The 25,961-nt window shown below is 51.8% G+C and carries 25 protein-coding genes, 6 tRNA genes and 1 riboswitch; of the genes, 22 read left to right on the forward strand and 9 right to left on the reverse strand.

What is annotated here, in order from left to right; all coding sequences use genetic code 11:
* The 6 genes from uvrC (at position 1) to DW350_RS09105 (ending at position 3,001) form a co-directional block, all read left to right on the forward strand.
* Entirely contained in the window at positions 1 to 1,809 is a 1,809-nt protein-coding gene (gene uvrC / locus DW350_RS09080; protein WP_115718560.1) for an excinuclease ABC subunit UvrC, read from the forward strand.
* 19 nt (positions 1,810 to 1,828) lie between these two features.
* Complete coding sequence (gene pgsA, locus DW350_RS09085) at positions 1,829 to 2,377, forward strand: CDP-diacylglycerol--glycerol-3-phosphate 3-phosphatidyltransferase (RefSeq protein ID WP_115718561.1); 549 nt, start codon at positions 1,829 to 1,831, stop codon at positions 2,375 to 2,377.
* A gap of 129 nt (positions 2,378 to 2,506) precedes the next feature.
* Positions 2,507 to 2,581: transfer RNA gene (locus DW350_RS09090), tRNA-Gly, on the forward strand.
* Positions 2,582 to 2,710: 129 nt separating this feature from the next.
* A tRNA-Cys gene (locus DW350_RS09095) sits at positions 2,711 to 2,784 on the forward strand.
* 41 nt (positions 2,785 to 2,825) lie between these two features.
* Positions 2,826 to 2,899, forward strand: a tRNA-Cys gene (locus DW350_RS09100).
* 15 nt (positions 2,900 to 2,914) lie between these two features.
* A tRNA-Leu gene (locus DW350_RS09105) sits at positions 2,915 to 3,001 on the forward strand.
* Positions 3,002 to 3,564: 563 nt separating this feature from the next.
* Here the strand turns inward: DW350_RS09105 and DW350_RS09110 are convergent.
* Complete coding sequence (locus DW350_RS09110) at positions 3,565 to 4,014, reverse strand: SH3 domain-containing protein (RefSeq protein WP_115718562.1); 450 nt, start codon at positions 4,012 to 4,014, stop codon at positions 3,565 to 3,567.
* 116 nt (positions 4,015 to 4,130) lie between these two features.
* Positions 4,131 to 4,304, forward strand: a riboswitch (yybP-ykoY riboswitch).
* A 5-nt stretch (positions 4,305 to 4,309) separates the two neighbouring features.
* On the opposite strand from DW350_RS09110, the gene mntP reads away from it, so the two are divergent.
* The 5 genes from mntP to arsB all read left to right on the forward strand — a co-directional run bounded on the left by mntP (position 4,310) and on the right by arsB (position 7,548).
* Positions 4,310 to 4,888 carry a manganese efflux pump MntP gene (mntP, locus tag DW350_RS09115; RefSeq protein ID WP_115718563.1) on the forward strand — a complete coding sequence of 193 codons (579 nt, stop codon included), beginning with the start codon at positions 4,310 to 4,312 and terminating at the stop codon, positions 4,886 to 4,888.
* A gap of 63 nt (positions 4,889 to 4,951) precedes the next feature.
* Positions 4,952 to 5,290 carry a metalloregulator ArsR/SmtB family transcription factor gene (locus tag DW350_RS09120; RefSeq protein WP_115718564.1) on the forward strand — a complete coding sequence of 113 codons (339 nt, stop codon included), beginning with the start codon at positions 4,952 to 4,954 and terminating at the stop codon, positions 5,288 to 5,290.
* A 33-nt stretch (positions 5,291 to 5,323) separates the two neighbouring features.
* Positions 5,324 to 5,788 carry an arsenate reductase ArsC gene (locus tag DW350_RS09125; protein WP_115718565.1) on the forward strand — a complete coding sequence of 155 codons (465 nt, stop codon included), beginning with the start codon at positions 5,324 to 5,326 and terminating at the stop codon, positions 5,786 to 5,788.
* The gene (gene arsH, locus DW350_RS09130) at positions 5,781 to 6,491 is read left to right on the forward strand and encodes an arsenical resistance protein ArsH (RefSeq protein ID WP_115718566.1); all 711 of its coding nucleotides are present in this window, start codon (positions 5,781 to 5,783) and stop codon (positions 6,489 to 6,491) included. The genes DW350_RS09125 and arsH overlap by 8 nt, the downstream gene beginning before the upstream one ends.
* Position 6,492: 1 nt before the next feature.
* Positions 6,493 to 7,548, forward strand: a complete 1,056-nt coding sequence (gene arsB / locus DW350_RS09135; RefSeq protein ID WP_115718567.1) for an ACR3 family arsenite efflux transporter — start codon at positions 6,493 to 6,495, stop codon at positions 7,546 to 7,548.
* Here arsB and DW350_RS09140 read toward each other — a convergent pair.
* Entirely contained in the window at positions 7,502 to 9,565 is a 2,064-nt protein-coding gene (locus tag DW350_RS09140; protein ID WP_115718568.1) for an acetyl-CoA hydrolase/transferase C-terminal domain-containing protein, read from the reverse strand. The genes arsB and DW350_RS09140 overlap by 47 nt on opposite strands.
* A gap of 154 nt (positions 9,566 to 9,719) precedes the next feature.
* Between DW350_RS09140 and DW350_RS09145 the strand changes: the two genes are divergently transcribed.
* The 3 genes from DW350_RS09145 to DW350_RS09155 are packed head-to-tail and all read left to right on the forward strand — an operon-like array spanning position 9,720 to position 10,910.
* Positions 9,720 to 10,217, forward strand: a complete 498-nt coding sequence (locus DW350_RS09145; RefSeq protein ID WP_115718569.1) for an acyl-CoA thioesterase — start codon at positions 9,720 to 9,722, stop codon at positions 10,215 to 10,217.
* Positions 10,217 to 10,594, forward strand: coding sequence for a hypothetical protein (locus DW350_RS09150; RefSeq protein ID WP_115718570.1), 378 nt, complete (start codon positions 10,217 to 10,219; stop codon positions 10,592 to 10,594). The genes DW350_RS09145 and DW350_RS09150 overlap by 1 nt, the downstream gene beginning before the upstream one ends.
* Positions 10,587 to 10,910 carry an antibiotic biosynthesis monooxygenase family protein gene (locus DW350_RS09155; protein WP_115718571.1) on the forward strand — a complete coding sequence of 108 codons (324 nt, stop codon included), beginning with the start codon at positions 10,587 to 10,589 and terminating at the stop codon, positions 10,908 to 10,910. The genes DW350_RS09150 and DW350_RS09155 overlap by 8 nt, the downstream gene beginning before the upstream one ends.
* Positions 10,911 to 10,939: 29 nt before the next feature.
* Here DW350_RS09155 and metG read toward each other — a convergent pair whose 3' ends face one another.
* A complete protein-coding gene (gene metG, locus DW350_RS09160) occupies positions 10,940 to 12,949 on the reverse strand; it encodes a methionine--tRNA ligase (RefSeq protein WP_115718572.1) in 2,010 nt (669 codons plus the stop codon).
* Positions 12,950 to 13,104: 155 nt separating this feature from the next.
* Here metG and apbC point away from each other — a divergent pair, with 155 nt between their 5' ends.
* The 6 genes from apbC to DW350_RS09190 all read left to right on the forward strand — a co-directional run bounded on the left by apbC (position 13,105) and on the right by DW350_RS09190 (position 16,970).
* Positions 13,105 to 14,139: an iron-sulfur cluster carrier protein ApbC gene (gene apbC / locus DW350_RS09165; RefSeq protein WP_115718573.1), complete on the forward strand. Its 1,035-nt coding sequence runs from the start codon at positions 13,105 to 13,107 to the stop codon at positions 14,137 to 14,139.
* A gap of 43 nt (positions 14,140 to 14,182) precedes the next feature.
* Complete coding sequence (gene udk / locus DW350_RS09170; protein WP_115718574.1) at positions 14,183 to 14,812, forward strand: uridine kinase; 630 nt, start codon at positions 14,183 to 14,185, stop codon at positions 14,810 to 14,812.
* Positions 14,813 to 14,822: 10 nt separating this feature from the next.
* Positions 14,823 to 15,410, forward strand: coding sequence for a dCTP deaminase (gene dcd, locus DW350_RS09175; protein ID WP_115718575.1), 588 nt, complete (start codon positions 14,823 to 14,825; stop codon positions 15,408 to 15,410).
* Positions 15,411 to 15,417: 7 nt separating this feature from the next.
* Complete coding sequence (gene arfB / locus DW350_RS09180; RefSeq protein ID WP_115718576.1) at positions 15,418 to 15,834, forward strand: alternative ribosome rescue aminoacyl-tRNA hydrolase ArfB; 417 nt, start codon at positions 15,418 to 15,420, stop codon at positions 15,832 to 15,834.
* A gap of 69 nt (positions 15,835 to 15,903) precedes the next feature.
* On the forward strand, positions 15,904 to 16,662 hold the full coding sequence (locus DW350_RS09185; protein WP_115718577.1) for a lipase family protein: 759 nt from the start codon (positions 15,904 to 15,906) through the stop codon (positions 16,660 to 16,662).
* The gene (locus DW350_RS09190; protein ID WP_115718578.1) at positions 16,659 to 16,970 is read left to right on the forward strand and encodes a putative signal transducing protein; all 312 of its coding nucleotides are present in this window, start codon (positions 16,659 to 16,661) and stop codon (positions 16,968 to 16,970) included. Before DW350_RS09185 ends, DW350_RS09190 begins: the two co-directional genes overlap by 4 nt.
* Positions 16,971 to 16,995: 25 nt before the next feature.
* On the opposite strand, the gene DW350_RS09195 is transcribed toward DW350_RS09190, so the two are convergent.
* Positions 16,996 to 17,850 carry a thioredoxin family protein gene (locus DW350_RS09195; protein WP_115718579.1) on the reverse strand — a complete coding sequence of 285 codons (855 nt, stop codon included), beginning with the start codon at positions 17,848 to 17,850 and terminating at the stop codon, positions 16,996 to 16,998.
* A gap of 104 nt (positions 17,851 to 17,954) precedes the next feature.
* Between DW350_RS09195 and DW350_RS09200 the strand changes: the two genes are divergently transcribed.
* Both DW350_RS09200 and DW350_RS09205 read left to right on the forward strand, forming a co-directional pair.
* Positions 17,955 to 20,159 carry a S46 family peptidase gene (locus tag DW350_RS09200; protein ID WP_115718580.1) on the forward strand — a complete coding sequence of 735 codons (2,205 nt, stop codon included), beginning with the start codon at positions 17,955 to 17,957 and terminating at the stop codon, positions 20,157 to 20,159.
* 58 nt (positions 20,160 to 20,217) lie between these two features.
* Positions 20,218 to 21,591: an FG-GAP repeat domain-containing protein gene (locus DW350_RS09205; RefSeq protein WP_152032961.1), complete on the forward strand. Its 1,374-nt coding sequence runs from the start codon at positions 20,218 to 20,220 to the stop codon at positions 21,589 to 21,591.
* A gap of 7 nt (positions 21,592 to 21,598) precedes the next feature.
* Here the strand turns inward: DW350_RS09205 and DW350_RS09210 are convergent, their stop codons facing one another.
* The 5 genes from DW350_RS09210 to DW350_RS09230 form a co-directional block, all read right to left on the reverse strand.
* Positions 21,599 to 22,060, reverse strand: a complete 462-nt coding sequence (locus DW350_RS09210; RefSeq protein WP_115718582.1) for a hypothetical protein — start codon at positions 22,058 to 22,060, stop codon at positions 21,599 to 21,601.
* 100 nt (positions 22,061 to 22,160) lie between these two features.
* Positions 22,161 to 22,916: a sulfotransferase family 2 domain-containing protein gene (locus tag DW350_RS09215; protein WP_115718583.1), complete on the reverse strand. Its 756-nt coding sequence runs from the start codon at positions 22,914 to 22,916 to the stop codon at positions 22,161 to 22,163.
* Between the two features lie 348 nt (positions 22,917 to 23,264).
* A tRNA-Pro gene (locus DW350_RS09220) sits at positions 23,265 to 23,341 on the reverse strand.
* A gap of 432 nt (positions 23,342 to 23,773) precedes the next feature.
* Positions 23,774 to 23,850: transfer RNA gene (locus tag DW350_RS09225), tRNA-Pro, on the reverse strand.
* A 236-nt stretch (positions 23,851 to 24,086) separates the two neighbouring features.
* Complete coding sequence (locus DW350_RS09230) at positions 24,087 to 25,943, reverse strand: DUF3413 domain-containing protein (protein ID WP_115718584.1); 1,857 nt, start codon at positions 25,941 to 25,943, stop codon at positions 24,087 to 24,089.
* Positions 25,944 to 25,961: the final 18 nt, after the last annotated feature.

Here is a 25,961-nt window from a genome sequence, read left to right on the forward strand (position 1 = left end):
ATGTTCGATCATAAAAGTTTTCTGAAAAACCTCACCAATAGGCCCGGGGTTTACCGTATGTATGACAGTGCTGGCACTGTCATCTACGTTGGTAAGGCCAAAGATCTTAAAAAGCGGGTATCCAGTTACTTTACCCGCTCCCAGCAAAGCGCGAAAACCGTAGCCCTGGTGGCCAATATTGCCAACATTGAAGTGACGGTAACCAATACCGAAACCGAAGCATTGATCCTCGAGAACCACCTCATTAAAGCCAATCGCCCCAAGTACAACGTGCTGCTGCGGGACGATAAAAGTTACCCCTACATTATGGTGTCCGGTCACCGCCACCCGCGCATTGGCGTGCACCGTGGCTCCCGTAAAGAAAAAGGCGACTACTTTGGGCCTTACCCTTCAGCAGGCGCCGTGCGCGAGTCTTTAAAACTGATGCAGCGCCTGTTCCCGGTGCGCCAGTGTGACGACAGCGTCTATCGCAACCGTTCGCGGCCTTGTTTGCAATACCAGCTAAAACGCTGCTTGGCGCCCTGTGTTGAAGGTTATGTTACCGATGAGGCCTACAGCGAACAGGTGAAATTGGCCAAGCTGTTTTTGACCGGTAAAAACCAGCAGGTAATAACCAACCTGGTTGAAAAAATGGAGCTGGCGTCGAAGACATTACAATTTGAAGATGCGGCACGTTTTCGAGACCAAATTCAGGCGCTTCGCACCGTGCAAGAACGGCAATGGGTCAGTGGCGACGCCGAAGAGCTGGATATTATTGCCACCGCCGAACGGCAAGGGGTGTTGGCGGTGCAGGTGCTTATCGTACGAGACAACAAAGTGCTGGGCTCGCGCAGCTATTTCCCGAAGATCCCTAAAGACACCGCGTCTTCAGAAGCCTTTCAAGCATTCTTGCAGCAGTTTTATTTGGGTGGTCTGCATGGCCGGCAAGTGCCCAGTGAGGTGTTACTGGGCCAGGAGGTGCCGGAGCTGGCACTTATTGCCGATGCGGTTAGCACCGAAGCCAATCGCAAGGTGCAGTTTAAAACCAATGTTCGGGGTGAGCGCCGCCGCTATGTAGAGTTGGCCCGCAAGAATGCCGAAACAGCCCTTGACGCCCAGCTGGCCCATAAAGGCACCCTTGCCGGGCGTTATAAGGCGCTCAAACAGCTGTTAGCGATGGACGCGCCAATCGAGCGGATGGAATGCTTTGATATTTCCCACACCCAGGGCACCCACACCGTGGCGTCAAATGTGGTGTTTGGCCCGGAAGGGCCATTAAAGTCTGACTATCGGCGGTTTAACATCGACGGCATTACCCCAGGGGACGATTATGCGGCAATGGCGCAGGCCATGAGCCGGCGTTTTAAAAGCCCGGAAGATACGCTGCCCGATATTTTGTTTATTGACGGTGGTAAAGGCCAGCTCAGCCAGGCCGAAGCACATTTCGAAGACTGGCCACGGGCGCCATTACTGATAGGTGTCGCCAAAGGGGTGGACAGACGGGCAGGGCAGGAAGTGCTTATTTTCGGTTATACCCGCAAGGAAATAACCTTGCCCCCCGACAGCCCGGCGCTGCATTTGGTGCAACACATTCGCGATGAATCGCACCGTTTTGCCATTACCGGCCACCGCGGCCAACGCGCCAAAGCGGGCCGCACCTCAACCCTTGAGAACATCGAAGGGGTGGGGCCTAAGCGGCGCCAGCAATTGTTAAAGTTTATGGGGGGTCTTCAGCAAGTGAAGTCGGCCAGCATCGACGAACTGGCCAAGGTGCCGGGTATAAGTCGTTCATTGGCCGAGAAGATCCATGATACACTGCATAGCCATTGAAGGGCCTCCCCGAACTAACATGACCATCCCAAATCTATTAACCCTGTTCCGGCTACTACTGATCCCCATTTTTCTGGTGCTGTTTTATTTGCCGGTGTCTTGGGCCCATTGGGCCGCTGCCTTTATTTTTTGGCTGGCAGCCATCACCGACTGGTTAGATGGCTACCTTGCCCGCAAGCTCGAGCAAACCACGCCTTTTGGCGCCTTTCTTGACCCTGTTGCCGACAAAGTCATGGTAACGGCGGCGCTGGTGCTGATTGTTGAGGACTACCAGTCATTCTGGGTGACAGTGCCTGCCATCATTATGATCAGCCGGGAAATTGTCATTTCCGCGCTCCGAGAATGGATGGCCGAACTTGGCAAGCGCTCGGCTGTTGCGGTGTCCTGGCTTGGCAAAGTCAAAACCACAGCCCAAATGCTGGCGCTTATCGGCTTGGTGTCTGGCTGGAAACCCTTTGTGATCCTCGGTATGCCACTTTTATATATCGCCGTTATCCTCACTTTGTGGTCGATGGTGGGGTATTTGTCAGCCGCTTGGAAAGATTTATGGAGCCGAAGCGGCGGATAATGCTCAAAACAGCAGCTGATTGCTGATTTTTTAGCTAAACGGTCATAACTCAATGTTTTACGTTATTGACTCGTTGCCGTAGACAGGTAGAATGGCTCGCACTTCCGGGGTGACCTGGCAGATTAAAAAGCGGGAATAGCTCAGTGGTAGAGCACAACCTTGCCAAGGTTGGGGTCGCGAGTTCAAGTCTCGTTTCCCGCTCCAAATTTAAGATGCGGTTGGTGTTGCATTGACCGTAGGAAATAAGAGTCGCGACAGTCGCGAGCCATAGTTGGCCCAGGCAGTCCGTATCTTAATCCACAGTGAGATGGAAGGCGCAAGCCGGTCATCACTGGCGCGATGGCAGAATGGCTATGCAGCGGATTGCAAATCCGTGGATCTCGGTTCGACTCCGGGTCGCGCCTCCAGATAAAGATGCCGTTGCTTTACGACATCTAAAAAGCTTTAAGGCGCGATGGCAGAATGGCTATGCAGCGGATTGCAAATCCGTGGATCTCGGTTCGACTCCGGGTCGCGCCTCCAGACAATAAGTTGCCCGCCCGGATGGTGGAATTGGTAGACACAAGGGATTTAAAATCCCTCGGCGTACGCGCTGTGCGGGTTCAAGTCCCGCTCCGGGCACCATATTGACTACCCAGTAGCTTTGCTACTGGTTCAAACCCAGCGACTTCGCTGGGTTTTTTTATGCCTATTATCTGACTCGCCATCTTGTTGGTCGCTATCATACATGCATGCCGCAAGGTATCGGCCTTACCGGGTTGAAGCAATAATCCAGCCCTAACGCTTAACGAGCGGGGTTTTACCTTAATCGCCATTAGCGCTAGCCCGATAAAGCTACCCCTCAGGTGCTGGTTGGCGGCCTCGCTGACATTAGGTTACAGGCCCCAAAAGCCGGTATTGGCTACTTGCCAGTTAAGTCCCCTCTTTTACTTCAACGCCGCTAACGTTCTGCGGTATTTGCCGCTGGTTACTGACCCTCGTAAAGCAGTGCGGCAATCAAGCGGTACTGGCCACGCGCTGTCAATCCACTAACCGCCAGTAGGCCCATTTAAGGTCAAGCATCGTCAGGTGATGGAACGCTCGCGCCCAGGCTATTAGCAATAAAACGTTTTACGGGATTACGACAAAAAGCCCGGCGCTGCCGGGCTTTTTTAATGCTCTAAATAAGCCATCTTAACCGGTGTTATTTACAGCTCGGAAAGTAGCGTAACGGATACCCAACCCGTGCGGCCAGCCACTGAAATTTCTACCCAATTACCTTTAACCTGGATAGGCACAATCACGTGACCGTAGGGAATGCCGCCGAGTACGGTGTAGTCAGTACCTGGGCCACCGCGCATGCGCGCACCATGGGCATGCACCTTGTAGCGGTGCCCTTGCTGGGCGTGCGCCGGCGGGTGCCCCTGAGGTTCATGCTTTTGCTGATGTTGCTTGTCGTTGTGTTGGGGCTGCTTGTCATCGTGCATGGACTGTTTCTGGCCATGCTGATCATTTTGTTTATGCTGATCTTGCTTTTGCGGCTGCTTTTGATCTTTTTCATGTTGCCCGGGCGGATCTTGCTGCATTTGCGCCGCTTGGGCCAGTAAAGGGGCAGTCATTAATAGGCTGGCAGCAACCACAGATACGAACGTTTTCATAGGCTTCCTTCAATTTGTTTTTTGTTTACTCAATTCTAATCTGACGACAAAAAACCGATAGTTTTGACAGCATGCTGTTCAGTTGTGGTTGCAGAAAATCACCAAAGTTGCTAACTTTGCCCCGCTTTGGGGAGTAGCCGACTTTCCTTATGGGAAAGTGCCTGTGTCAACATTCTCGGTCCTCATGACCGTGGTGCAGGCGACCGAAAGGTAGGTGAGACCATCGACAACTTTGTGCCATATGGTTGGGCGCACGGGTTGTCGTGGTTTATTGCCCAACCTGGATAGCTAGCCCGTGAGTTTTATTTCCCTTCTATTGATTGCCTTTGCCATGTCCACTGACGCTTTCGCTGTTGCGGTAGCCAGAGGGGCGGCACTTAAAAAACCGCATTTTTCCCGCGCCTTAAAAACCGGCTTATTATTTGGCTCTGTTGAAGGCCTTAGCCCGTTAATTGGCTGGGCTATAGGCATAGGGGCCGCAACCTTCGTGCTGCAATGGGACCACTGGGTTACCTTCGGTTTATTGCTGCTGCTGGGCCTTAAAATGATCCACGAAGGGCTGCAAGCGCCTGATGAAGAAGAAACGCCTGCGGCCAGTGACCGCCGGTCCAAAATCATGATGGTGCTGACCGCTGTTGCTACCAGCATTGACGCTATGGCAATAGGCCTGAGCTTTGCTTTCATCAAGGTCAGTATTATTGAAGCCGCGTTGATGATTGGCTGCGCCACCTTTGTGATGGTGACCATTGGCATCATGCTGGGGCAACGCTTGGGGGCGCTCATTGGCAAAAGGGCCGAGCTTCTGGGGGGGCTGGTGCTCATTATTGTGGGTTCGGTCATCCTTTATGAGCATCTTAGCGGTGCCGTGTCATAGAAACTTCACGTTAAATTAGCCAAACTACATATATGATTCATCATATATCGCTTGAGGCTGGTAATGGACACACTAACGGTTATAAAAGCGCTTTCTGACGCGACTCGCCTAAATGCGATGCTGCTGTTGCAGCTCGAAGGCGAGCTTTGTGTCTGTGAGCTCACCGAAGCCTTAGGTGAAAGCCAGCCAAAAGTTTCCCGGCATTTGGCACAACTGCGTAAAGTCGGTTTACTGATTGACGGCAGAGTGGGGCAGTGGGTTTATTACCGGCTGCACCCCCAGCTGCCCAGTTGGGCAAAAGCGATGCTAAGGGAAGCCCAGGCTGGCGATAACCTGCCACTGCGCGAAGCGCGCCGAGCGTTGGAAAAAATGTGTAATCGCCCTGGTAAGCTTTGCTGCTAAAAAATTTACGTCGTTATATATGGATATCCAGATATGAAGCTGTTGTTTGTATGTACCCATAACCGTTGTCGCAGCATTCTTGCCGAAGCGGTAACCCGCCATTTTGCAAAGGGGCAGCTTGAGGTGCGTAGTGCTGGCAGCCAACCTGCAGGTGCCGTTCATCCACTTAGTATCAAATACCTACAAGAAGCCGGCATCGATACCCGCGGCCTTTGTAGCCAATCATGGGATGAGCTTGAAGCCTTTGCGCCCGACGTGGTGATAACAGTATGTGACAGCGCTGCAGGGGAAAGCTGCCCCCTGTGGTTTGGAAACGCCATTAAGGTGCATTGGGGATTAAAAGACCCTTCGGCGCTAGAAAGTGGTGAAAGGGAAGTGGCGCAAGCCTTCAGGCATACCATTGCCTTGTTAGAGCGCCGTATTAAAAAGCTGTTGGCGGCGATGCCATTAAAAGATGAGGAATTACAGCATTATATGGAGGTGCTTGCCGATGAATGAGCCTCTTTCTAATGTTGATGCGGCGCAGTTTAAGGTGCCGAGTAGCAGCGATTTTTACCGCCCGTTAAGCACCCATCCGCCGCGGATATTATTGCTCTATGGCTCTTTGCGTGAACGCTCTTATAGCCGCTTGGCGGTAGAAGAAGCGGCGCGGCTACTAAAGGCCATGGGCTGCGAAACGCGTATTTTCGACCCCAAAGGCCTGCCACTGCCGGATGCTGACACCGAGCACAACCCTAAGGTGCAGGAGCTGCGCGAGTTGGTGCTTTGGTCTGAGGGGCAAGTGTGGTGCTCGCCCGAGCGCCACGGCAGTATGACCGGCATTATTAAAGCGCAAATTGACTGGATCCCGCTATCCCTTGGCGCGGTGCGGCCAACACAGGGTAAGACCTTGGCATTAATGCAAGTTTGCGGCGGTTCGCAATCTTTTAACGCGGTAAACCAAATGCGGGTGTTGGGCCGCTGGATGCGGATGCTGACCATTCCTAACCAATCATCCATTGCCAAGGCCTTTTTAGAATTTGAAGAAGATGGCCGTATGAAAACGTCCGCCTACTACAACCGCATCGTTGATGTGATGGAAGAACTGGTGCGATTTACCTTACTTACCCGTGACCAAAACACCGTGCTGCTCGACCGCTATTCAGAGCGAGTGGAAAGTGCTGACGCACTGATGAAGCGCGTTAATCAGCGGAGCCTTTAAAGTGGGTACTTTTGAACGGTTTTTAAGCCTTTGGGTGGCACTTGGCATTATGGCCGGTATTGCCCTTGGCAGTGTATTTCCGAGCCTTTTTTCAACACTGGCAGGGCTGGAAGTTGCCCACGTTAACTTGGTGGTAGCGGTACTGATTTGGCTGATGATCTACCCGATGATGGTGCAAGTTGATTTTTCGGCCATTAAAGATGTGGGGAGAAAACCTAAAGGGCTGCTACTGACCTTGGTGGTCAATTGGCTGATCAAGCCCTTTACCATGGCGGCTCTGGGCTGGTTATTTTTCAAGGTGGTATTTGCCGCCTGGGTTGATACTGCCAGTGCCCAGCAATATATCGCTGGCATGATTTTGCTTGGGGTTGCGCCTTGTACGGCCATGGTGTTTGTGTGGAGCCAACTTATCAAAGGTGATGCCAATTACACCTTGGTACAGGTGTCGGTAAACGATTTGATTATGGTGTTTGCCTTTGCGCCCATCACGGCGTTGTTACTCGGCGTGAGTGACATCCATGTGCCCTGGCAAACCTTGTTACTGTCGGTATTGCTGTATGTGGTGTTGCCGCTGGCGATGGGTATTTTTAGCCGCCGGCGGTTGGATAAAGGTAATGACCATCAGCGTTTGCAGGGCTTTTTGGCAAAGGCCAAACCGTGGTCGATTTTGGGCTTAATTGCCACTGTGGTGTTGCTGTTTGGCTTTCAAGCCCAAACCATTTTGGCGCAGCCGTTGGTGATAGTAATGATAGCGGTGCCATTGCTGATCCAAAGCTACGGCATTTTTGCGCTGACCTATTTCACTGGCTGCAGGCTCAAACTTTCTCATCAGATAGCGGCGCCGGCGGCGATGATTGGCACCTCTAACTTCTTTGAGTTGGCGGTGGCGGTTGCCATATCGCTATTTGGCTTACATTCCGGCGCGGCACTTGCCACCGTTGTTGGGGTGTTGGTGGAAGTGCCGGTTATGTTGTCGCTGGTGGCTATTGCCAACCGTACCCAACGCTGGTTTAGCGAAAAAGACTCAGCACCAGCCGTCGATAAAACCGCTCTTTAACCGACCTTGGCGCTGTTAGCTGAAGATGGGCCAGCGCTTGGTTACCTTGTGGCGAGGGTTTCGCTTTTAGCCACTGCCAAGCAATGTCGACTTTGCCCCAAAGGCTGGTCGCCTTTTTAGCGAGCCCTGCAAGGCGTTTGGCTAACGCCACTTCAAAGTCTGTTAACTCGCTGCCGAAAGGGAAGGGCGTTAATAGTGCTGTAAAAGGCGTGAGCGCGGCTTCCAGCCGCGCCGGTAAATTGTGCCGGTATCGTTCGGCAAGCTGGTAGTTAGCGGGCAATTTCCCGGCCGATATCGCTTTTTTTATCAAGGTGTTTTGAAAGCGGCTATCGGCAATTTTTATCATGGCATCAATACACTCCGCGTCCGTCTTCCCTCGCAGATCTGCCACCCCGTACTCACAAATAACGATATCGCGCAGGTGCCTTGGAATGGTGCTGTGGGGGTATTCCCAGACGATATTTGACTCAAGGCTACTACCACTGCCCCGGGTAGCTTTAACCAATAAAATGGAGCGGCCATCAGGTAACTGATGCGCCATGTTAACGAAATTAAATTGGCCGCCAACGCCACTGACTACCTGGCCGTCCGCCAGTTGGTCAGACACCGCATGGCCAAGCAGTGTTGCCTTCATGGTGATATTGATAAACCGGGCGTCTTGGCGCTGCAAATGCTCCAGCCGGTAATGGCTGTAAATGCGGTTCACTTCCAGCACGCTGGTCATATCAATGCGCGAACGGGCGTTGTCACTCAATTGGTGAAGTGCCTTATAAAAGGCACTGGGGCCAATTAAAAATGCCCCTTGCATGACAATGCCGCCTTTAAGTTCACGCCCGCTGCAGTGGCTGTTGAGTGCCGCGATAGTGGTGCTATTGGCCATGTCATTAGCCACGGCGTTGCCGTCAACGATGAGGCTGTTGCCTTCAAGAGTAATGTCGGCAATCGCAAACTGGCGCAGCCAGTCGATGTGCTCCTGGCTAAGGGCTTGCGGCAGCGTTTCGGTTAAGCGGCTAAAGGTATCGGCGGGCAAGATATCGCTTAGCACTCGCCGGTTTAGCAAATCTTGCAGTGTTTCATCTTCATAAGTGCGGCGTTTCACAATGCCTTGCTCAAAGAGGCTAAACACCGGATAAGAAATAAGCTCGCTTGCCACATAAAGCCCTTGGTTAAAAGTGCTGCATACGGCATCTTCCCCCAGGCTTTTAAGCATGGTTTGGTATTGCTGGTTGTGCTGCTGGCGGCAAAGCAGCGCCTGCACCGCGGCATCGGCTAGGGCGCCAATCCCCACCTGCAGGGTGCCACCGTCGTTAATGAACCGACTTGCCCTTAGGCCTATGGCATAACTTTTTAAATCAATAGCTTGTTGTGGGGTAACAAACAGCGGATAACCGCCGTCCCGGTCATCAATGATGTGGTCAAAAAAAGACCTGTCAACCACAGCGCCGTTACCCATAAACGGCATTTGCCGGTTTACCTCACCTATCACCAGTGTTGGCCGCTTAGCCGTTTGCATGCCTTGGGCAACATCGAGTGACAAGTCCGGGTTAGAACCCAGGCTAAAGCTTTCGCCATTGTCGCTAATGGCAACAGCCTGAACCAACAAATTGATGCCTCTGGCCAAGATGTCTCTGGCGGCGTGGGTGTAGTTACTGGAAATGTAATTTTGCTGCGCCTTGGGGTGGCCGAGAATGGCCCCCGAGCGGGTATAAAACTCAATAACCTCAATGTGTTCAGGTACTTTGTCAGCTTCAACGTCATCCAAATACGCAAGCCGCTCATAGCCTTGCCAAACCCTGTCGACGAGCGGCGAAAGAAAACGCCGTTCAAGGTCGCTTTTACCTTTAGGCGGGTTAAGTGATAAGGCGGTAATAATGGTTAAGTGGATATGGGGATTGGCCTTAACGTGGCGATAGATGCGGTTTAGCAGGCGGTTGGCTTTGCCTACCCCCATTGGCGTGCCCAGCACCCAGTGGGAGCCTAGGGTAGCCTCGATTTGCGCCATTAATCCCTGCTGCATACACGTAGGTCCTAATACACATGTAGTTGATAAGCTAGCAGAATTTTTAAGCGTTATCTGTAACAGTCACTGGTCCGTTAAGTCGATGTAGCGCTAGCCCGCATGCGGCCTTGCTGATATCTTGGCCTCTGAGATGAACAACAGGTTTTAGCTGATGGAATTTCGTGAGCACCAGTTAAGTATGAGCGTCCTGATGACGCCGGATATGGCTAACTTTTCCGGCAAGGTGCATGGGGGCGAATTGCTGTCTTACCTGGATAAGGTGGCCTATGCCTGCGCTAGCCGTTATGCCGGTTCTTATGTGGTGACCTTGTCGGTTGACCGGGTGATGTTCCGGCAACCTATCAATGTTGGTGAACTGGTCACCTTTTTGGCGTCGGTGAATTTTACCGGCCGCACTTCGATGGAAGTGGGTATTAAAGTGATCACCGAAGACATTCGCAGCCGGGTAGTGCGCCATACCAACAGCTGCTACTTCACCATGGTGGCCGTGGACGAAGAGGGTAAGCCGTTACCAGTGCCGCCATTGGTGCCTGCCAGTGCGGAAGAGAAGGAACGTTTTGAAGCTGCCAAGTTAAGGCGCAAGCTGCTACACGACCAAGAAGCCGCCCATGAGGCCATTAAAAAAGAAGTTCAACAGTTGGATTTGTAATGAAAAAAATCGCGACGCTGCTGTTTTTGTTTGTGGCTTGGCCGGTATTGGCGTTGCCCAACATTGTGCTCGACCGCCATGTTGAAGATGTCAATCAGGACGGCTGTAAGCCCCCAAAAATCGCAGCGATCGCGCATCTGTTGAAATACGGCGTGCCCGTTACTTTGGCCGATGTGCAGCAGCAATATTCCACCACCGGTTGCGCTGTCAAAGGCACTGTCACCGAAAACGGCAAGACGAGGGGGTTTCGCTTTGAATTTGGCGGCATCCTCTATTTTGACGACGGTAAAATTTTGGCCTGTGGGCAGCAATGCTGCGATGGCAACTTTGTTTATTGCACCTATGAACCGGCAGTAAGAGAAGATGGCGATGGCTAGCCTAGCCGCAACCCCAAAACCGCCTTATTACGCCGTGATTTTTACGTCGCTGCGCAGTGATGCGGATGACGGCTACGGCGATATGGCTGACAAAATGCTTGAGCTTGCCCAAAACCAGCCGGGTTTTTTAGGTGTAGAGTCGGCAAGGGAAGGACTTGGTATTACGGTGTCTTATTGGCAAAACCTTGAAGCGATTGCCAACTGGAAACACCATGTTGAACATGTCGCCGCGCAAAAGCTTGGCCGTGAAAAATGGTACAGCGCTTTTAAAACCCGCATTGCTAAGGTGGAAAGGGATTACGCATTCGAACAATAAAAAACCGCCCTTAGGGCGGTTTTTTTGGCTTATTTTACCCGCATACCGGGTTTGGCGCCGTCGTCGGGGCTGAGCACCCACAAGTCTTTGCCGCCGGGGCCGGCGGCCAGCACCATGCCTTCGCTCATACCAAACTTCATTTTACGGGGCGCAAGGTTGGCAACCATTACCGTAAGCTTACCTTCTAGTTCTGCCGGATCGTAAGCCGACTTGATGCCCGCAAAAACCTGCCGGGTTTCACCGTCTAAATCGAGCTCTAAGCGCAGCAGCTTATCAGCACCTTTAACGTGCTCGGCTTTGGCAATGCGGACAATGCGCAGGTCGACTTTGGCAAAATCGTCATAAGCAATTTCGGGGCTGATGGGGTCATCAGCCAAAGGCCCAGTCACTTTTTTGGCCATGCTTTCTTTCGAGGATTCCACCATTGCTTCAACCTTGGCAGGCTCAATGCGGCTCATCATCGCTTTAAAGGGGTTAATGGCGCAGCCGGTTAACAGTTCGCCGCGGTTGTGCCAGTGCAGTTCCACATCCAGGAAGGCCTCAACCTTTTTCGCCAGTTCCGGCAGTACCGGTTTGAGGTAGGTCACCAATACTCGGAACAAATTCAGGCTTAAGGTACACACTTCATGTGCCTGGGCCAGGGTGTCGTCGTTTTTCACCAGTACCCAAGGGGCTGTGTCGGCAATATAGACGTTGGCTTTGTCGGCCAGCGCCATGATGTCGCGCACGGCGCGGCCAAATTCGCGGCCCTCAAAGGCCTTGGCAATATCGTCGCCTTTGGCCACAAACTCATCGAACAAGGCAGTATTAATGTTTTCTGCCAGCTTGCCATCGAAGCGTTTGGTGATAAAACCGGCGGTACGGGAGGCAATGTTCACCAACTTGCCGACCAGGTCTGAATTTACCCGTTGGGTGAAATCTTCCAGGCTCAAATCCAAATCGTCGATACGGTTAGACAACTTGGCGGCGTAGTAATAACGCAGGTATTCCGGATCTAAATGATCCAGATAGGTGCGGGCCTTAATAAAGGTGCCGCGGGATTTTGACATCTTGGCGCCGTTAACGGTGACATAACCGTGGGCAAAGACGTTGGTGGGCTTGCGAAGATTGGCGCCTTCCAGCATGGCTGGCCAGAACAGGCTGTGAAAGTAGATGATGTCTTTACCGATGAAGTGATACACCTCGGCGTCAGAGTCTGCTTTCCAAAATTCATCAAAGTTAAGGCCGGTTTTGGCGCAAAGCGCTTTAAAAGACGCTAGGTAACCAATAGGAGCGTCCAGCCAGACATAAAAGAACTTGCCAGGCGCACCGGGAATTTCAAAACCAAAATAAGGCGCGTCGCGGGAGATGTCCCAGCGGGCAAGACCCTGCTCAAACCATTCTTTAAGCTTGTTGGCCATTTCTTCTTGCAAGGAGCCGGAAGTGATCCAGCCCTTTAGCATGTCACTAAAGGCGGGCAGGTCGAAAAAGTAATGCACTGAGTCTTTAAGCTCAGGGGTAGCACCCGACACCACCGACTTGGGATCTTTCAGATCGGTTGGCTGATAGGTAGCGCCACAAACTTCGCAGTTATCACCGTTTTGATCTTCAGCGCCACACTTGGGGCAGGTGCCTTTCACAAAGCGGTCTGGCAGGAACATCTGTTCTTTGGGGTCAAACAACTGCGAGATGGTTTCGGTTTTGATGTAACCGCCGTCATTGAGACGGTTGTAGATCATCGCCGACAGCTCACGGTTCTCTTCACTGTGGGTGCTGTGGTACTGGTCAAAACCGATATGGAAACCGGCAAAATCGGCCTGGTGCTCCACATTGGTTTTGGCGATCATTTCTTCCGGCGTAATACCTTGTTCGCGCGCTTTAAGCATGATTGGGGTGCCGTGAGCGTCGTCTGCGCAGACGTAATAGGTTTCATTGCCACGCAGTTTTTGAAAACGGACCCAAATATCGGTCTGGATATATTCCAGCATATGGCCCAAGTGGATAGGACCATTGGCATAGGGCAGGGCGCTGGTAACCAGAATGCGGCGCGAATTAGCCATCTTGCTTGCTCTTGATTGCTTTGGTGATTGAAGGCCGACAGTTTACGCGAAATTCGTGGTCCGTTGAACTGAAGTTCGCCTGTAGCCGACGTTGATTTTTAAGCGCTAGCTGGCCGATGCTAAACTCAATGCAACTTTTAGAGCCTTGAACTGCCATGCCTTTTTTCAGTAAACCCGCAAAAGTCACCTTAGCAACGGTGTTATGCCCGTTGACCGCCAAGCCCATTGAAGAGGTGGCGCTGGCCATTGAAGACACCCCAGACAAGTTAACCCTTAAGATGCCGTATCCGGTTGAGGCCTTTGCCTCTGAACTGGAGGAGAGCTTAAAGCCGCTGCTTGCGGGCCGCACTTTGCACCTGGAGGGCGAATTGGGGGCTTATGCCAAGCCGCTTGGTAAGGTGAAAAACCTCATCGCAGTTGCTTCCGGTAAAGGCGGCGTGGGTAAATCGACCACCACCGTTAACCTGGCGTTGGCGTTAAAAGAGCTTGGGCTTAAGGTGGGGGTGCTCGATGCCGACCTTTTTGGCCCGTCGCTACCAATGCTGCTTGGCACCCGAGGCCAACACCCCGACAGCACCGATGGCAAAACCATGCAGCCCATCGCCGCTTTTGGGCTTGCTACCCAATCGGTTGGCTACCTGGTGGATGACAACGACGCCGCCGTTTGGCGAGGCCCCATGGCCAGTACCGCCTTGTTGCAGCTGGTTAATGAAACCCATTGGCCACAGCTTGATGTGCTGCTAATCGATATGCCACCTGGCACTGGCGACATTCAGCTAACGGTATCGCAAAAGCTGCCTTTGGCCGGCGCTGTCATTGTTACCACCCCGCAAGATTTAGCCCTGAGTGATGCTGTAAAAGGTATCGCCATGTTTAATAAGGTGGATGTTAGCGTACTGGGCGTTATTGAAAACATGAGTTACCACCAATGCAGCCATTGCGGCCACAAGGAGCCTTTGTTTGGTGAAAAGGGCGGGCATAAGCTTGCTGAGCAGCGCAACTTGCCACTGCTGGGCGCCATTCCGCTGGCTGTTGCCATTCGCCATTGCAGCGACCATGGCCAGCCGGTGGTGGTGGCTGAACCCGAGAGCGAACATGCCCACGCCTATTTGCAAAGTGCCCGGCAGTTATTGGTGCAGTTGCTCAAAAGACCGCTAAAGCCTGCCGCAATCGACGTCAAAATGGTGTAGACTCGCCGCAATTTTTTGCCAGGTAGCTTGGATAGAAACCGCTATGGATAACCCTTGCGTCATTATCGGTATTGCTGGTGCTTCGGCATCGGGCAAGTCCCTTATCGCCAGAACCATCTACAACGAACTTAAGGCCGAAGTAGGGCGCGACGAAATTGCGGTAATAACCGAAGACAGCTACTACCGTGACCAAAGCCATTTGTCGATGGAGGAGCGGGTAAAAACCAACTACGACCACCCGCAAGCCTTTGAACACGACTTGCTGGTGCAGCAGCTTAAAATGCTAAAAGAAGGCAAGCCGGTGGCGGTGCCGGAATATTCCTATGAAGAGCATACCCGCAAGACCAGCACTCACACCGTAACACCGAAAAAGGTCATTATTCTTGAGGGGATTTTGCTGTTATCTTACAAGCCCTTACGCGACATGCTGCAAGCGTCGGTGTTTGTAGATGCGCCCTTGGATATCTGCCTGATGCGCCGCCTGGTCAGAGACGTAGCCGACCGCGGCCGCACCATGGAGTCGGTATTGAAACAATATATGGACACCGTGCGGCCGATGTTTTTACAGTTCATTGAGCCATCCAAGCAGTATGCCGATATCATAGTGCCCCGTGGTGGTAAGAACCGCATCGCCATCGATATGCTCAAAGCAAAGATCCGTCAGCACCTTTAGGAACCAACCCATGCGCCTGTGTGACACCCATATCGAAGAATATCTGGCCGATGGCCGCATTAAAATAGAGCCGGCTCCAGGCAAAGACGCCATTAGTGGCGTCAGTGTCGACGTGCGGCTAGGCGATCGTTTCCGGGTGTTTAATGGTTACACCGCGCCTTACATTGACTTGTCGGGCCCGCGTAGCGAAGTTAACGGCGCCCTTGAGCGGGTGATGAGCGATGAAATTATCATCGCCGACGGCGACGCCTTTTTCCTGCACCCCGGTGAACTGGCGCTGGCGGTAACCTATGAATCGGTTACCTTGCCTGATGATATCGTCGGTTGGCTTGACGGCCGCTCATCATTGGCGCGGCTCGGGCTGATGGTGCACGTTACCGCCCATCGTATTGACCCGGGTTGGTCTGGGCGCATTGTGCTGGAGTTTTACAACTCTGGTAAGCTGCCGTTAGCCCTTCGCCCTCACATGAAAATTGGGGCGCTTAATTTTGAAACCCTGTCCGCGCCAGCGGCTCGGCCCTATAACAAACGCCTGGATGCCAAATACAAGGACCAGCAAGGCGCTGTGGCTAGCCGCATCGACCAAGACAGTAAGTAAGTAGCCCATGCTCGAGATCTCCAGCCGGGTGATTATCCCGGCTCATGAACTGCAATTTTCGGCCCAGCGTTCACAAGGCGCCGGCGGCCAGCACGTCAACACCACCGATTCATCGGTGCTGCTTAAATTCAATTTTGAAGACTCACAAAGCCTGCCTGATATCTACAAAGAAGGCCTAAGGCGAATGAGTTCGCATCTGGTGCACGGCCCCTTGGTGGTGATTAAAGCCCAAGAGCATCGTTCCCAGCATATGAACCGCGAAGTGGCGCTAGAAAGGCTAAAAGAGCTGGTGATTAAAGCCGGGCACCGGCCCAAGGTACGCCGTGCCACCCGGCCTACCCGCGCTTCTAAAGAACGGCGCATTCAGGCGAAAAAAGGCCGCGCTGATGTGAAGTCCAAAAGGGGCAGGGTAAAGCTGGACTAACCCGCGACCTGGGTTTGGTACAGTGCTAAAAAGGCGGCTATGGTCTGAAAAAGATCAGAGGATGCCGCCATGAGTTTTTACAACCATCCCCAGCACTTTAGCCGTACCAATTTGGCCCACCTAAGCACACTTGCCAGCAGTCTTGGCGAAAAGCAATTTCCAGGAACCGTGGTTGACGCCGGCGATTTGCGGTTGGGCATTGATATCAATCCCCGGCACCTGATTGTGGTTGTCCATAGCGATGAAACCAACACCCGCGACTGGGCAACCGATCTGCAGGCGCAGCGCCAGCCATGGCCGGCTAAAATGCCGCTGGGTTTTGTGCACCAAGGTTTTCTAAGGCAAGCGCAAACATTGCTGCCGTTACTGACACCCATACTCTCCAAACAGCTCAAAAGCGGCACCGCGCTGTGGCTTGCTGGCCACGGCATTGGCGGCGCTGTTGCCTCGGTGCTAGCCGCCATTTTGGCGCTGGATAAAAACATCGAACTGGCCGGGCTTTGCACCTTTGGCTGCCCAAGGGTCTTTGATAACCAACTGGCTGCAGCCCTTGAAGCCTTGCTGGGCGAGCGTTACTGGCGCGTCGTGAACGACCAGGATGTCATTACCCGCCTGCCACCAAGGTGTTTTGGCTATCGCCACGGCGGCCAGTTAAGTTACTTTGACAGTACCGGTGATTTACATTTAACCGGCGCTGAACGTTGGTGGGGCGGATTTTGGGATCGATGCCAGTATCATGGCCAGTGGCTTTTTGCTAAAGATATGAAAGACATCAACGAACATGCTGTTGATGAATATCAGCTACTGAGTTTAGGGAGCAAGCTGTGACGGAAACGCTGCTTTATACCGCTGCCAATACCATTGAGGCCCACCTGCTAAAAGGATTACTGGCCGGGGAAGGGATCAAGGTGCGTATTGATAACGACTTTTTGATGGGCGCGGTTGGCGACCTGCCCACGGATGTGCAACAGATCCGGCTGTGGTGTTATCACCATCACCTCTCTGAAGCCAAAGCGGTGTTAGACGGCTATTTTAATCACAGTGGCCATGACTGGTATTGCGGGCAATGCGGTGAACATAACGGCAGTGCCTTTGAAGTTTGCTGGCACTGCCAGGCGCCTCGAAAGCAGGGATAAAAAAGGCGTCCGAAGACGCCTTTTTTTAATAGAGCAAACTAAAGAGTTGGCGCCGGTATTTCGCCGCCAGTGCATTACCTTGACCAAGGGCGGAGAGAATGTCCAAACAGGTTTTCTTCGCTTCCCCATCCTGGAAATTCAAGTCGGTGCGCAAAATGGTCATCAAACTGTCCAGCGCTTCTTCGTTACGGCCGGCCGCATGCAGTTGCACCGCTAATTTTAGGCGCAGCGCGTTGTCGTCTGGATTTTCGGCCAGGGCGTCGGTAAGGGAGCGAATTTCGGGCGTATCGGCGGCATCCTTTTTAAGCTGCAATTCAGAGAGCAGGCCTTTGTAGTCTGCGTCTTGGTCTTTCATGGCAATGGTGCCAAGCAGCTGTTCGGCTTCGTCCAGGCGGTTTTCCTGCAGGTAGGCATGAATCAGCGCCAGTTTCACCGGGTGCGGGTCCTGGGCGGTTTGCATCGCCTGGCTGAGCTTCGCGATAGCCTCAGCGGTGTTGCCCGCTTCCAGCAAGGCAAGGCCAGCTTCAAAGTCTGGGTCTAGCGGCGCTTCGACATGTTTGTCCAGCATTTGCGCCACGGCGTCTTTGGTTTGCGGCCCGGCCAAACCGTCAACAGGGCGGCCATCTCTAACCAGATATAAGGTGGGCACCGCCTGAATTTGAAACTGTGCGGCCAACATTTGTTCGGCATTACAGTCAACCTTGGCCAGGGTAAAGCCACCTTGATACTCGTTGGCAAGGTCGGCCAAGGCGGGGCTTAAGCTGTCGCAGGGTTCATGGCCTTGAACGTAAAAAAACACCAACACCGGCTGGTGGCTTGACGCCTCCAGTATCACTTGCTGGAAGTTTTCGGACGTGACATCAACTATGTACTGGCTCATAAAGACTTTTTTTCAGAGGGCTATGCAGTGCAATATGGGGCTTGTTACTAAAAAAGCAAGGGCAGGATTGCCTGTGCTTTAGCCTTCCAACAACGGAGTACCGAATGAAAGCCTTGCTGTCCTTGGCCTTGTTGTCGGCGTCAGCCTTCGCGCACGAAGGAATGTGGATGCCGAGCCAACTGCCGCAGATGGCCGACACCTTGAAAAAGGCCGGCCTTGAGATCCCCGCTACCGACTTGGCCGACCTCACCAAAGCACCGATGAATGCGGTGGTGAGCTTAGGGGGCTGTACCGCCTCTTTTGTCTCTCCCAAAGGCCTGGTGGTAACCAACCACCATTGCGCTTTTGGCAGCTTGCAATATAACAGCACGCCGCAGCATGACTTAACCGTGGACGGCTTTCTCGCCGACACCATGACACAGGAAAAACCGGCCGCCCCGGGCACCCGGATCTGGGTAACCGAGTCGATAACTGATGTCACCGACGCCATTGATGCGGCGATGGCGACGTTAACAGGCAAGGCCCGCTACCAAGCCGAACAAGCAAAAGAAAAAGCCTTGGTGGCGGCCTGTGAAGCCAGTGAAGGTTATCGCTGCCGGGTTTTTAGTTACTACGGCGGTGCCCAGTACCGGCTATTAAAGCAGCTGGAAATCAAGGATGTGCGTTTGGTGTATGCCCCGGCCGAAGCCATAGGGGTATTTGGCGGCGATATTGATAACTGGATGTGGCCACGGCAAACCGGCGATTTTGCCTTCCTGCGCGCCTATGTCAGCAAAGACGGCAAGAGTGCCGATTACAGTAAGGATAACGTCCCTTACCACCCGAAATCTTTTCTAACCATTGACGGCGGTGGCGTTGCGCCAGACGACTTTGTGATGGTGGCAGGCTACCCGGGAAGAACCAATCGTTATCGCACCAGCGAAGAAGTGAAATATGCGATAAACCATTACTACCCGGCCATGCAGAAATACCTGGCGCATACCGATAAGGTGATTGCCGACAGCTGCAAAGGGGTACCTGATGCGTGCCTGCGTTATGCCGCGTACCAGAAGGGTTTACTTAATTACGCCAAAAATTTCGAAGGACAAATTGCCGGTTTTGCTAAGAGTGATCTGGTGACTCGCAAGCAAGCGTTCGAAGCAAAGTTAGCCAGTTGGGTGCGGCAAAGCCCGCAGCGTCAAAGCCAATATGGCCAAGCGCTGGCCGACTACAACGCCCTGGTTAAAAAGGCCCAAAAGCAGCAGAGCATTGACCGTAAACGCGGTGAGGCGATGAGCAGCCAGCTATATAAAACTGCTTATCGGCTTTACAAATGGGCCAATGAACAACAAAAGCCAGATGCAGAGCGTGACGAGGGCTTTCAAAACCGTGACAAAGATGCCTTTGCTGACAGCTTAAAAGCCATGGACCGACGTTTTCATCCGGTGGTAGATAAAGCACTTTGGCTGGACGGGTTAAGCCGCTATAAAACGCTTTCCAAAAAAGAGCGCTTTGCGGCCATTGACCAGGCACTGCCTGTTGAGAAAACCAGTGAGCTGAGTAAGACCCTCGATGGCTATTACACCAATACTACCCTTACCGACAGCAGCGTTCGCCTAGCTTGGTTGAATAAAGCCCCTGCAGACTTTCAAAACAGCACCGATCCGTTTATTCAACTTGCTGTTGCCAGTTACGGTGCATACCAAGCCATGGAAGCGGCGCAAAAAGAAACCGAAGGCGATTTTATGGCAGTGCGCCCGCAGTTTATGCAGGCGCTTATTGCTTACCAGCAAAGTGAGGGCAAATCCCTTTATCCTGATGCCAATTCGAGCTTGCGTATCACCTATGGCCATGTGAAGGGCTATACCCCGGAAAAAGGCACCATCAAAGAAGATGAGGATGGTGCCAAATACCTCAAGAAAGGGGCGTCTTATTTCACGCCTTTTACTACTCTTCGGGGCATCGTGGCCAAGAGCACTGGCGAGGTGCCTTTTAATGCGCCTAAAGACGAACTCGATGCCATTGCCGACCAAGACTATGGCCCTTATTACGTGCAGGCCCTTGATTCGGTGCCGGTGAACTTCCTGTCGACGGTTGACACCACCGGTGGGAACTCCGGTTCACCCACCTTGAATGCGAAAGGGCAGTTGGTCGGGCTGCTGTTTGATGGCACCTTTGATTCCATCAATAGCGATTGGGATTTCACCGCCAACACCCGCTCCATCCATTTGGATGTGCGTTACATGCTGTGGGTGATGGACAAACTCGATGGCGCCAATAACCTGTTAAAAGAAATGACCATCGTTAACCTACCGAGTGACGATGAGTAAAACTAAAACCCGGGTTTATACCCGGGTTTTTTATAGGCACAACGCAAGGGAAAAACCATTGAAAACAGCGTTGATACTGGTTAGTGTTTTTTGCTCAGCACCGCTATGGGCGGCGCAGTGGTTTGCGCTGGCGCTTCCCACCCAAGCTAACGGCGACTGGCTGCAAGCGGGGCCTATTTTATATCTCGCGGGGCAAGACAAAGGGCAAAAGCAACTGAGTGCAGTGGATACTGCGCATTGGCAAGTTCGGTCTATTGCGCTGCCCAATAACACCGACCGCTTTTGTGCCATGGATGATGGCCGGTTGCTGCTGTTTGCGAAAGATAACGTTTACTTGCACCAAGACCTGCAAACGCTGTTGATAGGACAGGCGCCAAGCCTGTGGCGCGGCGTGGTGCCCAAGTACCTGTCAAAAGTATCTTGGTGCCACGGCAATCGGTTATTTATTCCCGGATTTTCAGCACTTCGCGTTTATCGCATTAAACAAAACCAACTTGTTTTGGAAAGTGAAGTTCCGGTAACGGCCTTTATGAGCCTGCGCATGGGGGCACCTTATTACCAGGAAAAAGCGATTCACTTGGTGGACGTTAACCTTGATAAGGTGCCGGATTTGCTGGTGGAAGGGGATAACGGCTTAGTGGTCTATCTTGGCCAAGGCCGAGGTTTTGCCAAAACACCCATTGTCTTTGCCCCTGGTCTTAAATTAACGCCGCTAGCCAAACGTACCTTGCGGCTTAATGATGGTGAAGACTTTAGCAAGCTTCGCGTTCGCACCCTGGAAGCGGTAACCGACCTTAATGGTGATGGACTCAAAGACATCATTATTTCGAGCCTGCATTCGAAGGGGCTGCTTGATAGGAGCCAACGTTTTGAAGTGCATTTCGGCATAAAAATAGCCAATGGTTTGGGGTATCGGGTAGCGCCTGATACCGGCTTTGAGAGCGAGGGCGTGGTTTTTGAATTGCGCCAACAAGATTTAAATGGTGATGGCAGCCTCGATCTCTACACACCTGCGGTGAAATTGGGGGTAGGAAAAGTGATTTCGGCGCTATTAACCGGTTCGGTATCGGTAGATTTAGACATTCGTTTGCTCGCTGGCGGTAAGTTGCATGCGTTGGCAACGGGAATTGACAGCGATATGGAGGTGTCTCTTAGCAGTGGTGAATTTCGTGTGCCGTTGATGGCGGCATTTAAACTTGATGGCAGTCATTTTATCGCTGTAAAAAAAGACCAAAACCACCTAGCCCTTTACCGGCTCATCGCCGACAAACTCAAGCATCAACAGACCCTTAGCATTCCCTTGCCGGTGGATGGCTCACGCTGGCAGCAAGGGCCTAACTGGCTGGCCATATTGCCAGGTCCTCAGGATAAGCAGCAAAACCAACTCTATGTGGTTGCAAAGCAGCGGCCAGCACTAAAGCCGTTGCCCTGAGCCAGCGTTAGATATGCCGATAATCGCCTTCAACAAGAAAGTCTTCTAGGCTTGCCACCAGCTCTTCGGCGCGATGCATTGGCACCGGCGCTGTTGGGTCGTCTTCGTCACCGTCATCATCGGTTGCCCAAAAAAAGCTGCGTAAAGCGTCAGCGAAAGGGGTGGACTCTTGGCAAAGCGCTTCCAAGCTGCCCAAATAAACAATGCGCCTAAGGCCGGTGGTGAGGTCATTAAGGGCATCGGCCAGGGCCTGGCCTTCCAGTAGTTGGCACAAATGCTCAAACCGCTCGCGGGCGCTTTCTTGTTGATCTTCATCCAACTCACCAGCAAAAGCGACCAGGCGCAGATAATCTTCGGTCAGGTAGTGCACCAAGGTGTCTTCGTCATCGAGCACCTGGTACTCACTGCCTCGCTCAAGCAGCATGGTATGAGAAAAACTGTCGTCAATGTGGCAAAGCACCCAAGCCATGGAAAAACACCCTTTGCAGAAAGGGCGTCAGTGTGGCGCTTTTAACGAGAAGAATAAAGCCCTGATACGTTCATATCAGGGCCTTATTAGCGGTGAAGCATTAGTGCTGCTTCTTATCGGCAAACTCTTCAGCAACTACCGCAATCAACTCATAGTCTTTGGCATACCAGTTGCGCAAATTTTGCTCTGCCTGTGCGGAGAGTGTTTTATCAAACTCATCGGGCATTGTGTTTGACACAATATTATTTCGGTCAGGTAACTGCACACTGTCAGGGAGCCGTGCCTTAGCTTTAAGCAATTGAAAGTCATCATTCAAGGTTTCTTGGGCGCCAATGAAATAGACGTCATCACGACGAGAGCGCAAATACTCGAGCGACTCTACCCAAGATATTTGTGGGCTACGAATGTGGTCAATGGCCGCCATGGCGTCTTCAGCTTGCTGACGCTGAATGGCATCTTCACTACTGAGTGCTGATGCAAGTTCATTGGCGGTTTTAAAATGCTGGTAGGCCTCTTTTTCGCCGGTAGACCAAGGGAAGAAAACCCTAGGTTGGCCTTGTCTTAAACGCTCATAAAACGATGAAATAAATCGTTTGATTGGGTCCCTTAGGAAAAAAATCACTTTTTCACCCTTCGGCACCTGCATCATGGGAACGTTGTGGCCGTGAATATAAAAAATGACATTTTGAAAGATAACGCGTTTATTTTTCTTATTTTCTCCACGAATGGCGTATTTAAATGCGCTACCGCCAGATTTTCCTATGTGTAAATAATGGACAACATCATAGCCATTTCTTTTTTTATTTCGGTCGTCAAGTTTCCAAAATATTTTGCGTACTTTTGTACGTAAGCCCATGAAAGCCTCTATAAAGGATCTTAGTTGTCATGCACGATTTGGGTTTTGATTTCTCATACTACTTTTAAGTATTAAAACATTGTGTATATTACTTTTCTCTCAGGTTTTAGTTGACAAAAGTGTAGCATTTCCTTTCTTATTGGAATGTTTAGAACAGCGATATAAAAAAGGTTCAATACTTTGCATTACTTTTCATAGATGGAGTATGTTGCTTAATTAAATATTAACTTCCATACACAGAAAGTGATTTACTCATCATACACTTTGAGACAAATTTAAGAGTTAAAGCTGTTGTTAATATTAGTGCAAATAAAAAAGCCCTCATCATTTATGAGGGCTTTTTTATTATGGTCGGCGCGAGAGGATTTGAACCTCCGACCCCTGACACCCCATGACAGTGCGCTACCAGGCTGCGCTACGCGCCGTTAATCACGTTGCTGCTAAGCGTGGGGGTTAGCTGTGCAGCGGCCGCTACTCTCACCTATCTGTACTTATGATGCAAGTAAAGTTTGGGTCATCGGCCTTGAGTGTTGCCAAAATGGCCGTAGTGGTGAGGTTTTATGCAACGACCGCCTTGCTACAAAGCAAGAACTGTCATGTGTGCAGATTGTTATGACAGCTTGTGGTGAAAAGTAACAAGCGGCTAGAAAGACGACTTTGCCGGTTGCGTTGAAGTAGAAGAGGGCGATATCAAGGGAACATTCAATGGCTTTCACCGGCCGGGCTTAGCGTTGCTATGGGGGTATGCTTTGGGAAAAGGTTAACAATTAATAGCAGCAGTGGCCCGCTTGCCAATGATATACGCCTTGCAACAGGCAAAGAAAAAGCCCTCATCTATGATGAGGGCTTTTCTGTTATGGTCGGCGCGAGAGGATTTGAACCTCCGACCCCTGACACCCCATGACAGTGCGCTACCAGGCTGCGCTACGCGCCGTTGACCACGTTGCTGCATTAAGCGTGGGGACTGGCTATGCAACGCCGACAAGTTTACTCATCCTCGGGGCGCTTGCAAGTCTTCTTTGGCGATATGGATACTGTTTGGTGACTTTTTGCCCGGTGTTTAGAGTCAATGGCTGTTGATAACCAAAATGCGTGGTTTTTTGATTGGAAAATCAACGCAAAAGAGAACAGCAGCTTTAATAAAAAAGGCGGCCGGTGGGCCGCCTCTTGTCATCGATAAAAGCGTTTTAGCTCTTTTAATGCGTCCATCAGGGTACCAACGCGAATATGGGCCTTTTTAATAGTGCGGTAGCGGTTATCGCGAATGCTGTATTGGCCCAATTTATCCATCACCAAAACGCGGTCGGGTTGCAAGATGGCAAACTGGTGGAAGTCGCCCAGGATTATCCAGCCGGGGTCTTGGTCACTGAATAGATCTGTGCCGGAGCTGTACTTTTTGGCGGGTACATCGCTACCCAAAGCGTCTGTCATCAGGGTAGGGAGGATATCCTGATGACTGGTAAGTTTATTGATCACCTGTGGCGTTTTTCCTGGCCAATGAATAACCAGTGGCACCTGGGTTTGGTAGCGGCTGTAATTAGAGTTGTAGCCCCAGGTATTACCGCCGGTTTCATTAAACTCCATGCCATGGTCTGAGGTGACCAACAAGATGGTGTTGTCGTACTCTCCGGTGGCTTTGAGGCTATCGACCAGCTCCCCTAGCAAGTGATCGGAATAATGAACGGCATTGAGGTAGCGGTTTTTGACCTGGGTAACATCACTGGTTTTATCAAGCTCGGCCAAATTGACCACTGGCCAGTCTGGCTGGAAAGGGTTGGCGTAGTTCTTTGGGGTAGAGAAGCTGGCAGGCGCGCCTAACTGTAAATACGCAAAATAACCGCCGCTTTGCTTTGCCGTCCACTGGATAACCGCGCTAATGGCACTGCTGTCACGTTGGGCGACACTGCCGCTGTACTGCGGGAAGTTTTTATCCCGAAAGGCGGTTTGGGCAAGATTATTTTGTTCCATATCATCGGAGGCAAAAATACCAACCGGCAGTTTTAAGTCCTCAAAGCTTTTAACCAGCAATGACGGATCCTTACCGAGAATAACGGCATTTTGGTAAACCGATGGCATGCCATAAAAAATGGGGAACAGGCCATCTTTTGCATCGTTAGAACCCGAGAAGTGGTCGGTAAAGCGAATGCCGCTTTTAGCCATGGCCGTGAGGTTTGGCATTGCCTTTTCATCTAGCGCATCGGCGCGAAGGCCTTCAACGACTACCACGATAACCTTGGGATCTTTTTCCTTAAACGGCGCCAGAGTCTGGGGTAGCTTGAGCATGCTGTGGGTGCCCTTGCTATCCCTTAGGCGCTTTTGGTAGTCATCCATGTCCAACAGGCCATGGCTTGCCAAAAAGGTTTTTGCCGTCGCCGGGTAGGACAGCGGGAACACCGAGCCCTGCCGCAAAATGGGGTAATAGACCCGAGCATCGGCCCAGATATGCATGCTGTGTGAGGCAAAGAAACACACCACAAATAGCGCCGCAATGTTAAAGCCCAGGCGCTTTTCTTTAAAGCGGTGGCGGCGGCGCCACAGGTAATTACCTGCCAATAATTCCAGCGCGAAAATCAGCACCATCAGCACGCCCATGGCGAGCCAGGTAAAGTAATGCTTAGTCAGCACCTGGCCTTCGCCAGAGGCGATGAGATCCCACAAAAAGCCATTTAGATGCAAACGGTACTGGCCAAAAACAAAGGTGTCGGCCAATAAGATCACTTGGCCTAGGGTGGCCACTAGGGCACCAATAAGCCTTATCAGCCTGGGTAAGGGTAAAAGAATAGAAATGGGAAAAAGGGTAACAACAAAAACAATAAAGGTCAGGAAACCAAAATGGCCCGCCCAGGTTACCAGTGTGTAAAGTAACCCTAAAAAACTGCTGGGAAGGCCATTTTCAACCAGATAACGGCTGCCAATCAGCATGGCAAGCAAGATGTTGAAGAAGGCAAACCAGTGTCCCCAGTTGATCAGCCTGGAGATTTTTTCCGCCAGTCTGGGCTCCAGCCCGTCCTTTTCCTTTCCTGTCATTACCCGTCTGCTAGTTGT

Origin of the sequence: Gallaecimonas mangrovi (assembly GCF_003367375.1) — a bacterium.
Taxonomy (GTDB): domain Bacteria; phylum Pseudomonadota; class Gammaproteobacteria; order Enterobacterales; family Gallaecimonadaceae; genus Gallaecimonas; species Gallaecimonas mangrovi.